Annotated in this window: 9 protein-coding genes; 3 read left to right on the top strand and 6 right to left on the bottom strand. The window is 61.5% G+C overall.

The annotated features are described in order from the left end of the window. Window positions 1–316 precede the first annotated feature (316 nt). Window positions 317–1,867, top strand: a complete 1,551-nt coding sequence (locus tag BM438_RS16570; RefSeq protein ID WP_093635313.1) for a methyl-accepting chemotaxis protein — start codon at window positions 317–319, stop codon at window positions 1,865–1,867. A gap of 477 nt (window positions 1,868–2,344) precedes the next feature. On the opposite strand, the gene BM438_RS16560 is transcribed toward BM438_RS16570, so the two are convergent. Continuing rightward, complete coding sequence (locus BM438_RS16560) at window positions 2,345–3,337, bottom strand: LysR family transcriptional regulator (protein WP_093635311.1); 993 nt, start codon at window positions 3,335–3,337, stop codon at window positions 2,345–2,347. Window positions 3,338–3,788: 451 nt separating this feature from the next. Here BM438_RS16560 and BM438_RS16555 point away from each other — a divergent pair, with 451 nt between their 5' ends. After that, on the top strand, window positions 3,789–4,919 hold the full coding sequence (locus tag BM438_RS16555) for a porin (RefSeq protein ID WP_093635310.1): 1,131 nt from the start codon (window positions 3,789–3,791) through the stop codon (window positions 4,917–4,919). 199 nt (window positions 4,920–5,118) lie between these two features. Here BM438_RS16555 and BM438_RS16550 read toward each other — a convergent pair whose 3' ends face one another. Genes BM438_RS16550 through BM438_RS16530 form a run of 5 tightly spaced genes read right to left on the bottom strand, consistent with a single transcriptional unit; the run spans window position 5,119 to window position 9,924 of the window. Continuing rightward, a complete protein-coding gene (locus BM438_RS16550; RefSeq protein WP_093635309.1) occupies window positions 5,119–5,868 on the bottom strand; it encodes a GntR family transcriptional regulator in 750 nt (249 codons plus the stop codon). 36 nt (window positions 5,869–5,904) lie between these two features. Next, entirely contained in the window at window positions 5,905–7,347 is a 1,443-nt protein-coding gene (hydA, locus tag BM438_RS16545) for a dihydropyrimidinase (protein ID WP_093635308.1), read from the bottom strand. Window positions 7,348–7,372: 25 nt separating this feature from the next. Continuing rightward, a complete protein-coding gene (locus BM438_RS16540; RefSeq protein ID WP_093635307.1) occupies window positions 7,373–8,122 on the bottom strand; it encodes an amino acid ABC transporter permease in 750 nt (249 codons plus the stop codon). Between the two features lie 42 nt (window positions 8,123–8,164). Continuing rightward, a complete protein-coding gene (locus BM438_RS16535) occupies window positions 8,165–9,007 on the bottom strand; it encodes an ABC transporter substrate-binding protein (RefSeq protein WP_093635306.1) in 843 nt (280 codons plus the stop codon). Window positions 9,008–9,030: 23 nt separating this feature from the next. After that, window positions 9,031–9,924: a dihydrodipicolinate synthase family protein gene (locus BM438_RS16530; RefSeq protein WP_093635305.1), complete on the bottom strand. Its 894-nt coding sequence runs from the start codon at window positions 9,922–9,924 to the stop codon at window positions 9,031–9,033. Between the two features lie 145 nt (window positions 9,925–10,069). On the opposite strand from BM438_RS16530, the gene BM438_RS16525 reads away from it, so the two are divergent. Then, on the top strand, window positions 10,070–12,997 hold the full coding sequence (locus BM438_RS16525; RefSeq protein ID WP_093635304.1) for an FAD-dependent oxidoreductase: 2,928 nt from the start codon (window positions 10,070–10,072) through the stop codon (window positions 12,995–12,997). Window positions 12,998–13,090: the final 93 nt, after the last annotated feature.

Genomic DNA, 13,090 nt, shown 5'->3' with positions numbered 1-13,090 from the left:
CGGGCTACGAAGCGACTGTTCGAATCCGATAAGCAGAATAGAAGTGAAGTGCGAGTGTTTTCGATAATCACGCTCTTTCCGCCATGGGAGAATCGCCACGTGAGCGGGGCCTTGTGCCTTTTGCGGTGAGCGCCACTCATAGCTACTCACGGGAGACTGTGGCTTGCCGGAGCGATGCGTTCCGTGACAACCGCGCTTAAGGAGGCGTCTTCCGGCACACAAGAACATACACGCCATCGACGTGCTCTCGGGTTGCATTCCATGCACCTGTCCAGCGATCGAAGGCAAAAGCCAACATACGGTTCGGGCAATATCCATGTCAACCAATAAAAAGACGCCACATGCTACGGCCGGCCAGTCCTCCACACACGCCCCTTCTCTCCTTCTCAGGTCGGCATTACGCCGCTGGAACCTGCGGGTACAGTGGACGATCGCTGCACTGAGCGCCATCGGCGCCGTCGTGGCAACGCGCTGGTACGGCAGCTATGGCGCCGCGTTGGGATTGGCGCAGTTCCTGGTGATCTTCGGGTTGTTCGGGGCGGGCCTGATCCACGCGATCTCGACCTTGCGAGCTCAGTTGAATGCACTGTGCGATGGCGATCTGATGCAGGACGTGTCTTTGCCGGGACGCGACGAGCTGGCGGCACTGGGTGAACAGGCGCGCTTGCTCGCTTACCAGTTATCGCAGGTAGTTGCGCGCATCCGCAGCGAAGCCGAACTGATCGCGATGGGCGGCGCACAGGCGACCGAACATGCCACCTTGCTGTCGCAGCGCACCGAATCGCAGGCTGCCAGCCTGGAGCAGACCCGTGCCTCGCTTCAGGCCTTGCTGGAAGCCGTGCGCTACAACACCGATCAGACGCAGCAAGCCGATGAGCGCTCCACCCGTGCGCATGCCGATGCAGTCGCGGGGCAGGCAGCGGTGCGCGCTTCGGTCGAAAGCATCGAGCGCATCGAGCAACGTTCGCACGAGATGGGGGAGATACTCGGTGTGATCGACGGCATCGCATTCCAGACCAATATTCTCGCGCTTAACGCGGCAGTCGAGGCCGCCCGAGCCGGTGATTCCGGCCGCGGTTTTGCCGTGGTCGCCACCGAAGTGCGGGCATTGGCGCAGCGCAGCGCGCAAGCGGCAGCGGAAGTCAAGAAACTGATCCAGCATTCTCGCGACGAGGTGAGCGACGGCGTGCAAGCCATCGAAGGCAGCCGGAATCTGCTGTCGCGCGCAGTCGACGCGGTCAGCGAAGTGGCCGCTTTGCTGCGCGACGTCGCCCGCTCGAGCAGCGAGCAGACCACCGGCTTGCAGGAGATTGCCCAGGCGGTCGAGGTGCTGGACGACATCACTCACAGCAATGGCGAGATGGTCGGCGGGTCGGTGGAAACGGCGAGTCTGCTGCAAGCCCGTGCCGATCGACTAAGCGACGGGGTTAAATATATCCGGCTGCGGCAGGGCTGCGCCAACGAGGCCCGGGCCATGGCGGAGCGTGCGGCCCGACTGGTCGACACCGAGGGGCCGGAAAATGCCGTGCGCCAATTTCACGACCCCAAGGGCGGCTTTCGCGATCGCGATCTCTATATCGTGGTTGCGGACCGGGACGACTATTTCCGTGCCTTCGGTTCCGATCCGGGCAAGGCAGGCAAGCTGCGCAAAGAGGCGCTGCCGGGCGACGACCAATCCGCGATCCGCGAGGCCAGTTGGCGCGCGGTCGAACAAGGCGGCGGGTGGATCGAATTCAACGGACGCCATCCCGTCACCAGGCAACCGGTGGAAAAGATCGGCTATATTGCGCCCGCGCTCGGCGGCCGCTGGGCGGTCCAATGCAGCGTCAACCGCGGCGATGGCCTGAAGCCGTTCACGAGCGCTTGAGCGCGGCGACTGCGATTGATCATTCGCAGTCGCATCTATCGGGAAGCGCTGCAGGAATACTGTTGACGATGCTCAATGGCACCCGATAGCGCAGGTGATCAGACCGAAAGCGCCGACTATCCCCACACCCGCGCCGAGCCCGAACGTCTCGAGCGACGTGGCACAGCCTTGCAGACTGCAGGCAACCGCAAGCGCAGCGGCCAGAAGAATTTGCCGGACCTGGTTGCGCCCAACCAGGCAGTGTCGACTAATGTGAATCATGTTTTTCCCCTCTGTCCTCGATGGTCAGCAAGCGCGAAAACGCAGAGGCGAGTGTAACCAGCGCGCTTCGGCGCAGAATGGACAAATACCCGGGACAAAGACGGTGTTGATTACCAATGCTTCCACGCCGGTAATCACTGTTGTTGCCGAACGGCTTCCTGCGTGATGACGTGATGGATAAATCTGGATCAGGCCTGGCCGTGTACGGTCTACGTTTTATGACTGGACCTCCGCGGCGACATCAGCTTCAAAAGCCCTAGGCGATTCGGAGTGGTTCGAATTATGGGAAATCAACGAAACCTGATCTTCTGCAAGCCGTCCCGGTAAAGCAGCCTTCACGAACTCGAACCATGTCTGAACCTTGGGCTCGCCATAGTGGGCAGAAGGACACAACACGTACGCGTTTCGGGCTGCTAGCCGATACTGCGGCAAAACCCGAACGAGCACACCGCTGCGCAATGCCGGCAGCGCCCGCGATAGAGACAGCTGACCGATGCCGCCCCCCTCCTGTATTACGTTGACCAGTACGTCGGTCGTATCAGTCAATACCCGCGCCTGATCGCAGCAAAACACTTCGGGTCCGGCAAGTCCTTCGAACAGCCATTGCTCGGAGGCGTCGTCCATATGTCTGACTTGCAAGCACCTATGACGGCGAAGTTCGCTGACTGTTTCAGGGACACCATGGCTTGCCAGATAAACCGGTGATGCGCACAGCACGGTACTGGTTGCGCCGACGCGCTCAAACACCATGCGCTCCATTTGCGGGACGGGATTGCAAAGAAGTATCGTGTCGTGAATATCCAAAGCTGCATCCAAACTCCCGCTCAGGAGCGACGTTTGGACCGTTACCTCAGGATAGCGCGCTTGATAGCCGTGAATAAGCCACGCGAGATGGTGAGCATCGAACGTCGGATCCGCACCGATTCGTAACGTACCAACGGGCTTGGCGCACAGACCAGCCGCCTCGGCTTCCGCCAGTTCTAACCGGTCAAGGATGAACTTGCAGTGCGCAAGATATCGGTCACCTGCCGCGGTCAATGCCACGCTGCGGGTTGTGCGGCTTAGCAAGCGCAAACCCAGGTGTGTCTCCAGCTCTGCGATGGCGCGCGATACCTGCGGCGTCCCAACTCGCATCTGTCGCGCTGCTGCGGTAAAGCCGTTTGCATTTGCGACGGCCACGAAGGCGCGGATACTTTGCAACATGTCCATTCACATCCTTCTGCAATTCAGGTAAGCCACAACCTCATGTCCGATCGATCGCACAGCAGGCAGTAGGCGACTATGCAGACTCCGCGCTCTCACTCCGTGTCAGATTGGAGACCAAGTTTGACAGAACAAAAACACCTCTCACCATTTTGCGTGATGTGATTCTCACTCTCTCGTTTACTTGATCCAAGCAGGTGTGGATGATTCTTTTGTAGGGATACCCTGACCAACGACAATCCAGACTCCTTAGGAATGATCTTACTTACGCTAAGGAAATCCTTCGGCGAAGCCGAGAGAGTTAAGAAAGGTACGTTGCATAGCCTCTTTTGCATGTCGAAAAAATACATATAGTTTCCATTCCTAATCGACGGTTGTTTTTTGCCAACACTTTTTTGTAAGAATTTCGTGGCCGCTATTCTGCACCCCGCACTTCAACCAAAACCCAAGGATGCAGATGAAGACGACCACACTGGCAACTCTTTCGCTGGCCATGCTCGGCGCAACCGGCGTAGCTCACGCACAAAACAGCGTCACGCTGTACGGCATCATCGATACCGGCCTGACCTACGTTTCGAACGACGGCGGCAGCAAGTCCTTCAGCATGAGTTCGGGCAACGAGTCGGGTAGCCGTTGGGGCTTGAAAGGCTCAGAAGACCTCGGTGGTGGCCTGAAAACAATCTTCCAGTTGGAAAACGGCTTCAACTCGACGAACGGCAAGCTCGGTCAAGGTAGCCGCATGTTCGGTCGCCAGGCGTTCGTCGGCCTGAGCAGTGACAAGTTGGGTACGCTCACGGCCGGGCGTCAATACGATCCGCTGGTTGACCTGGTGCAGCCGGTGCAGGGCGACGGCTTCCTCGGTGGCGTATTCATCTCGCCGGGTGACATCGACAACGCCGACAACAGCGCGCGGGTCAATAACTCGATCAAGTACACGTCGCCGACCTGGTCCGGCTTCCAGTTCGAAACCATGTACTCGCTGGGCGGGGTGGCTGGCGCGACGGGCTCGGGTCAGAGCTACGCTGCCGCAGCGGCATACAGCAATGGTCCGGTCAATCTGGCAGCAGGCTACTATCACCTGAGCAACGGCAGCGGCGCGAACCGCGGTACGACGACGTGGGATTCGTTGTTCAACACGGCTGTCAACGCAGCGTATTCCACTGCGGCGTCGATCAACAATGCGCGTATCGGCGGCAACTATGTGTTCGGCTCGGTGACCCTGGGTGGCTACTACAGCTATGCCGAATACACTGCAGATGCCAGCTCGACATTCAAGCAGGCGGAAAAGTACAACACGGGTTCGGTGTACGCCGTGTGGCAGGTATCGGCGCCGCTGCAGACGCAGATTGGCTACGTGTACCTGAAGTCGGGCGGCAATTCGTCGGCAAAGTACAACCAGTTCGCTGTTGCAGCAGACTACTCGATCAGCAAGCGTACGGATTTCTACGCATGGGCCGGCTACACGACCGCATCGGGAACACAAGACTCGTCGGGCACGGCCGCTGTCGCTGTTATTGGCTCGGCAACCGGCGACTCGGGTTCCAACAAGCAGGCTACCGTGACAGTGGGTATTCGCCACAGGTTCTGATTGAGTCCGGCTTAGCGAAAAGCCCGCTTTGTTAAACGGCTCTCGCGAAGCTGGATGATTCGCAGAGCCAAAGTTGACTGGGCTGAGTCCTGTACCGTACAGGACTCAGCCTTTTCGCTTGAATACTGGCTTTTTTCTAATAGATATACTAATTATCCATATTTGAATTCGGATCTTCGAACGTAAGACCCAGCGGCGGTTACCCCGTTATCGCCTTGATAACGTCGTCCTGAAGTCCGCGAATGTGGCTGATCATCGCATTGCGCGCTTCCACCTTGTCATGCGACTTCAGCGCGGCGAGGATCGCTAGGTGTTCGACGTGATTCTCCTGCTGCCGGTGAAGATGGCTCGTCACGCGAAAGAGCCGTGCATTCAGCCGCATCATCGTGATCATCTGGACGAGAACGGCATTGCCCGACGCCTCTGCAATCGTCCTGTGCAGCAGATCATCCAGTTCACGATGCTCGACTTCCGTATGCTTGCCGACCTCGAGCGCGTGAACCTTCTCTTCCAGCGCCTCGATCGCCGCGGGCGTGAGCCGCTGGATGCCGAGATCGATCGCCTGTGCTTCGAGTACTTCACGAACCCGCATGCTTTCGAAAAACTCGCGGGTAGACACTGTGCGCACCGCAAAACTGCGCGCGTCGGCGCGCACCAGCAGACCTTCGCCGGTGAGCCGGATCAGCGCTTCGCGAACAGGTGTACGCGACATTTCCAGTTGGTCGGCGACACGCAACTCATTGAGTAGCGCGCCCGCCTCCAGCTCACGATCCAGGATCATCTCGCGCAAACGCCGGTAGGCGCGCTCGCCGAGGCTCGCGACACGCGTTTCGGAGAGCGTTTCCTCTGTCTGTATGGACGGCGTATCCGGCTGCGGCAGCTTGCCTGTTGATTTCCTCGTCGCCTTCTTCACGCCCGTTACGGCTGCCTTCGTGTCTGTTTTTTTCATGATTGCGGGTAGTTCTCTTTTCCGCCGGATCCGCCTTCAGATGGCGGCAGTCCCGGCTTTGACCTGCGATGTTACAACGTCGGGGCGCTCGCATCGCAGGAACTGTCCATGACCGGCCTGCCCGCGGAACTGCCCATCCGCCCACACGGTCACGCCTCGACTCAGCGTCATCGCGGGCCACGCACGCACTTCGCGCCCCTCGTAGGGCGTGTAATCGGCTGCATGGTGAAGCTCGTCGTTGCGGATCGTACGTTCAATACCCGTATCCCATATCACCAGATCGGCATCGCTGCCGACCGCGATCGCGCCCTTGCGCGGATACAGTCCGTACAGTTTCGCCGCGTTCGTCGACGTGAGCTGCACGAAGCGGTTGATGTCGATCCGGCCTGCCAGCACTCCTTCCGAGAACAGCAAAGGCAGCCGTGTTTCGAGGCCCGGAATGCCGTTGGGCACCTGATGGAAGCCGCCAGCGGCACCGTGCAGCATCTTGCCGTGCGGATCGTCGTAGTTAAAGGGCGCGTGGTCCGACGACACGATCGTGAACATGCCGTTCTGCAATCCGGTCCATACGGCTTGCTGGTTCGCCTTGTCGCGCGGCGGCGGGCTGCAGATGCACTTCGCGCCGGCGCAGCCTTCGAGCGCGAGGTCTTCTCCGCTGAGGAAAAGATACTGCGGGCAGGTTTCCGCGAAGATTGGCAGACCCCGGCCGCGCGCCCAGTGAATCTGCTCGATCGCCTCCCGTCCGGAGACATGGACGATCAGAATCGGCGCCTCCGTCACCTCGGACAACGCAATCGCCCGATGGGTCGCTTCCCGCTCGACCAGCATCGGCCGCGAATCGCCGTGATACTTCGGCGCGGTGAGCCCGGCCGCGAGCAGCCGTTCGGTCAACCAGCCAATGCAATCGCTGTTCTCCGCATGGACCATCGTCATCGCACCATGAACACGCGCGCAGGCGAGCACGTCTATGATCTGACGATCGTCGAGCTTCATGTCGTCGTAGGTCATATAGACCTTGATCGACGTATAACCGTCCGCGATCAGTGCCGGCAGTTCGTCCTTCAGCACACCCTCTGTCGGGTCCGACACAATCAGGTGGAACGCATAGTCAATCGAGGCCTTACCGTTGGCCCGGGTGTGATAGTCCTCGACCGCCGCGCGCACGCTGCGCCCCTTGAACTGCAGCGCGAACGGGATGACCGTCGTGGTGCCGCCGCAGGCTGCTGAGCGCGTGCCGGTCAGAAAATCGTCCGCCATTTTTGAGCCGTCGGACGTGGGCTGGTCGAGATGGACGTGCGCGTCCACACCGCCTGGCGTGACGAAGCGGCCCTTGGCGTCGATCGTCTCGCGGCCGTTGGGCAAATCGCGGCCGATGGCAACAACGACGCCATCGAGGATGCCGATATCGGCGGTGTAGAGATCGGCCGCCGTGGCGATGCGCGCGTTGAGAATCACCGTGTCGAAGCTGGACTGGTACATAGCGGTCACGAGTGTTTCTCCGAAATCAATGAGAGCGTGCTGCTACGCGCAGCGTACGGCGCGCCGAGAGCCATGCGCGCCAGCCGCTTCGGTGTGTGGCGTGCCCAGCATAGCCACGCCCGTAATAGGCTTCGATCTTGCGCTGGAAGAAGTTCCAGACTGTCGTCATCAGCAGGTAGTAAAGCGCGGCCACGACAAACAACTCGAGCACCATGAAGCGTTCCTGGATGAGTTCCTGCGTGCGTCTGAGCAGTTCTTCCATCGAGATCACCGACGTGATCGAGGTCGTCTTCAGCAGGCTGTTCACGCTATTGCCAAGCGACGGCACGATGAGCCGCATCGCTTGCGGGAAGACGATCTGGCTCATAGTCTGCACACCATTCAGGCCGAGTGCCTTCGCGGCGCTGGTCTGCCCGCGCGGCACGGCGATAATGCCCCCCCGGATAATCTCGGCCAGATATGCCGCCTCGTTGAGGATCAAGCCGATGAGCGCCGCCTCGATCACGGAGAAACGCAGCCCGACCTGCGGCAGCCCCGTGTACAGGATGATCAGTTGCACCAGCAGCGGCGTCCCACGAAAAACCCAAACGTAGAACGCAGCCGGCGCTGACAGCCAATGCTTCCCGGACAGCCGCGCGAACGCGATAAGCGAACCGAGAACAAGGCCGCCCGCGATCGCCACGAGCGTCAGCCAGATGGTCTGAAACGCGCCGCCGATCAAGTACGGGCTGATCAGATACGAGGCGAAACCGTCCCAGCTCCATCCTTTGCTCATTGCTCGACTCCTGCAGGTGTAGTCAACGTGTTCGTGCGGCGATCACTTCGGTTGTGCGACTGCGATTGGCGCATCGAGCGGCTTCATGCCGTACTTCGCAAACAGCTTCTGGTAGCTGCCGTCCTTCTGCATCTCGTCGAGCACGCCGGCGATCGCGCTCGCGAGAGCCGGGCTCTTCGCTGCAAGCGCGACCGGCGTCGGGTGAATGCCGGACACGACACGCGCAAAGCCGCCGCGCTTCTGGTATTCGCCGGCCACCGCGTCGATCGAGACGACCGCGTCCACCTGGCCGGCGGCCAGCGCCTGATAAGCAATCGAAAACGTGTCGAAGGTGCGCAGCGTGAAGGGCGTCAACCCGCGCGCCGTCATATCCTTCATCATCGCGCGCGCCTGCGCCTCCTCGAAACCACCGATCTCGACGGCCACCGTGTGCCCCGCGAGGTCGTCCGTCTTCGTGATCTTCAACGGATTCGACGAGGTGGCGGAAATGCTGATCGCCTGGTTCTCGTACGGGATCATCTGCATGATGCGAGTACGCGCGTCGGTCACGAAAATGCCGGTATTGATGACATCCCAGCGGCCGCCTTGCAGACCCGGCACCATCGCGTCGAAATCGATCTTCACGTATTCGGGCGTGAGGCACAAACGCTTGGCGATCTCTTCGCCCAATTCGATGCGCATGCCCTTCAGTTGCCCGGAACCGTCGGTGTATTGCAGCGGCGGCAGCGTCGGGTTGGTCGACATGATGAGCGCGCCTTTCTTGATCAGCGCGTCGGCGGGAATCGACGACGTGCACGCGGCAGCGGCCGGCTGGGCGGTCAACGCGGCAGCAAGCGCGAGTGCGCCTGAAAGCAGAAACGGACGGGCAAACGAGCGGAAGGACATGAAATTCTCCAGGGGGAAAAGAATCAGGACAGCGTGTTCAGGACGCCGAGCGCCGCAAGGTCGGCGCGTAGCAGTTCGCGATCGGCCTGCGGCAGCGGCAGACGCGGCGCGCGCGGCGCGCCCACGGGCAAGCCCATCATCTCGAGGCCGGCCTTGCTTGCCGAGACATAGCGATGACCACCAACCCAACGCACGATCGGCAGGATTTCGCGATAAATCGCGAGTCCCGCGTCGAGATCACGCTCGACAGCAGTGCATTCGTAAAGCCGGGCGGAAAGTTTCGGCAGCAGGTTCGAACACACCGCCACCCAGCCCTGCGCACCGACACACATGGATTCGTAGCCGAGAACCCCCGCAAACACGGTCATGCGGTCACCGCACAATTCGACGATGTCGCGCACCCGCGTGACCTCCAACGTCGACTCCTTGATGTAGCTCACGTTGTCGATGTGCGACAGGCGCGCGACGAGTTCCGGCTTGAGGTCGACGTTCGCCGTGGCTGGATTGTTGTAAATCATGATCGGCAGATCGATCGACTCGCCGATCCGACGGTAGTGCTCAAAGAGTTCGTCTTCGGTAGGCGTGCTGTAGAACGGCGGAATGACCATCACGCCGTCCGCACCGAGTTCCTGCGCTTCCCGCGAGCGGGCAATGGCGTCGTCGGTCCATTCCATCCCCGTACCGAGCAGCACCGGCACGCGGCCCGCCGCCGCCTCGATCACGGTCTGCGCCACTTCAATCCGCTCCGCGTCCTTCAGCGAAAGGAATTCGCCCGTGCTGCCGAGCGGAATGAGCCCATGAATCCCCTCTTCGATCTGCCAGTTCACAAGCTTGCGCAGAGCTGGCACGTCGACATGCTTGCCGTCGGCGGTAAAGGGCGTGATCAGAACGGTGTAGGTGCCGCGAAAAGTTTTCATCGTAGAGCTGGAATCCGGTTTTTTTGAGCGCTTTGAGTTTGCATATTGTTTGTATAGCATTTGTATACAAATTCCATACGTCAAGTTTTTCAAATTCCGGCCTCCGTCTGGAAGACGTGCAAAGCCCAATGCAACAAGGTTTCTGATGCGTCTAAAAAAATCGCACATCGCGCCATCCGGCAAGCTCATCTCGTTCGAATACGACGGCGAGCGCATCCGCGCGCTGGAGGGTGAGTCCATTGCCGCGGCGCTTGCCGACGCCGGCTGTGGGGTGTACCGGGAGACACGCGATGGGGCGCGGCGTGGGCTGTATTGCGGCATGGGCAACTGCTTCGAGTGCCTCGTGTGCGTGGACGGCAAACAGGGACAACGCGCCTGCATGACGAAGGCGGCGGACGGCATGCAGGTCACCGCGCAAGGCACTGAGCGCGCCAACGCCGGCGCTCATGTGCCGCTCGCCCCGACGCCTGAAGGCACGCAGCCGCGCGAGGTCACCGTCGACGTGCTGGTGGTAGGCGCCGGCCCCGCAGGACTATCGGCGGCGTGCGCGGCCCGCTCGCGTGGTGCATCGGTCGAGGTGATTGATGAGCGCCCCATGGCGGGCGGCCAGTTTTTCAAGCAGATCGCGCCGAGCCAGCAGGCCAGCAAACTCGATCGACAGTTCCGCGAAGGCGCAGCGCTGATCCGGCGTGCTCGAACGATGGGCGTCACGCTCACGTCGGAGGCGTTCGTCTGGGGCACATTCGGCCCGCACGAAATCGGCGTGATCGTAAATGGCGCAAGCGTCGTGTTCCGTCCGCAGCAGATCGTGCTCGCTCCCGGCGCATACGAATACACCACGCCCTTCCCGGGCTGGACCCTGCCCGGCGTGATGACCACCGGTGGCGCACAAACGCTGGCGCGGGCGTATCGCGTGGCGCCGGGCGAGCGGATCGTCATTGCGGGCAACGGGCCGCTGAACCTGCAACTTGCCGCCGAGTTGGTGGCCGGCGGTGCGAACGTCGTGGCGGTTCTCGAACGTGCGCCGCGGCCCGGCTTGCGCCTGTGGCGCGAACTGCTTGTAGCGACCCGCGAAGCACCCAGCCTGATTCGCGACGGCGCCGCTTACCTCGCTACGCTGCGCGCCGCGAACGTGCCGGTGGTCTGGAACGCACGCGGGCTCGAGGCGCATGGCAAGCAGCGGCTCGCGGAGATTACCTACATTTGCGACGACAAAACCGTCACCCTCTCCTGTGACACCCTGTGCGTTGGTGACGGTTTCGCACCGACGACCGATATCGCACGGACGCTCGGCTGCACGCATTCGTTCGTCGACAGAGGCATTGGACATCTCGCCACTGACATCGACGCAAACGGGCAGACGAGCATCGCAGGCGTGTTTGCGGCAGGCGACGGTGCACGCATCGGTGGCGCCCGGGTCGCGCTCGCGCGCGGGACGCTCGCGGGCCACGCGGCGGCGGATGCGCTACGTCTTCAGTCAACGGCGGACGCCGAGAGATCGCGTGCTGCGGCACGCCGCGCGTTGGGGCGCGCGGACCGGTTCCAGACCGCGCTGTGGAAGATTTTCGCCGCACCGACGCCGCATATCGCGGATGTGCCGCGCGACACGATCGTCTGCCGATGCGAGGACGTGACGCAGGGCGTGATCGTCGACCAGCTCGCCGCCGGCCACGACACGCTTGCGTCGATCAAGCGCAACACCCGCCTCGGCATGGGCCGCTGCCAGGGCCGAAATTGCGCGGCGAGTTGCGCGAAGCTCATCGAGGAATCGACCGGCCGTGCGCGCGAGGTCATGCATTTTCTCGCACCGCGTGTGCCAATACGTCCCACGCCGCTCGCCGCGCTCGCGTTCGAGAAGCCCGAATGGGGTGGCCATCGCAAGGCGTCCACGCCGAACATTGCACGGCCTGTAAAAGAACCCGCACTGGGCGATCAGACGACCGACGTTCTCGTGATCGGCGGCGGCGTGATGGGTGCATGTCTTGGTCATTTTCTGAGCCGTGCCGGCCGCGATGTGCTGGTGGTAGACCGCGACGATCTCAACCTGCAAGCGTCCGGCGCAAACGCGGGCAGCCTGCACGTGCAACTCCTGTCGTTCGATTTCGGCAAGAAGGCGCGCGCGGGCGGGATGCCCGCAGCCAACACGCTTGCGCTCGGCCCTGCGTCAGTGCGGCTCTGGCAGCAGCTCGAACGCGAAAGCGGCGACAACCTCGAAATTCGCGTGACGGGCGGTTTGATGGTGGCCGACAGCGAGGCAGGCATGCGCTTCCTCGAACAGAAGATCGCGCTCGAGAAACAGTTCGGCATCGAAGCGGAACTACTCGATACGCGCAGCCTGCTCGCGTTGTCGCCACATCTTTCGCCCGCATTGCTCGGCGCGGAATATTGCCCGATGGAAGGCAAGATCAATCCGCTGCGCGCAACGTATGCCGTCATGCGCCTTGCCAGCGCGCAGGGCGCGCGCTTCCAGCGTGCGACCAACGTCACGGCGATCATGCGTGATCGCGACGGCTTTTCTGTCGACACGAGCCGCGGCTGGATTCGTTCACGTGTCGTGGTCAACGCCGCCGGCGCGTGGGCGAAAGAAATCGGTGCGATGCTCGGCGTGCACGTCCCGGTGGCGGGCACGCCGTTGCAGATGATCGCCACGGAACCCGCGCCGAAGCTCGTCGACCATCTGATCGCCCACGCCGACCGCCACTTGAGCCTGAAGCAGACCGCGACCGGCGGCATCCTGATCGGCGGCGGCTGGACCGCCGCGTTCGACCCCGCGCGGCGCATGAATCACGCAATGCGCGAGAGCATCGAAGGCAATGCCTGGGTCGCAAGCCACGTGCTGCCCGCGCTCAAAGGAATGCACATGGTGCGCGCCTGGGCCGGCATGAATATCGACATCGACGGCGCGCCCATTGTCGGCCCCGTTGAAGGTGTTCCCGGCTTCTTCAATGCCGTGACGTCGAACGGCTACACGCTTGCTCCAATCGTGTCGCAGTTGGTCACCGATCTCATTCTCCAACGTACGCCCGAACTTGACGTCGCGCCCTTTTTGCTCAGCCGCTTTGCGTCAGCGTGAAGCATATTCAAGTTCACTTGCCCGAAAAATCCTGACTACCCAAGAGCGGGATTAACTGACATAAATTTCAGAAAACACCTACGTAAATCGCCC

Source organism: Paraburkholderia aspalathi (assembly GCF_900116445.1).
In the GTDB taxonomy this organism is placed as follows: domain Bacteria; phylum Pseudomonadota; class Gammaproteobacteria; order Burkholderiales; family Burkholderiaceae; genus Paraburkholderia; species Paraburkholderia aspalathi.
This window is presented reverse-complemented; position numbering and strand designations above follow the sequence as displayed.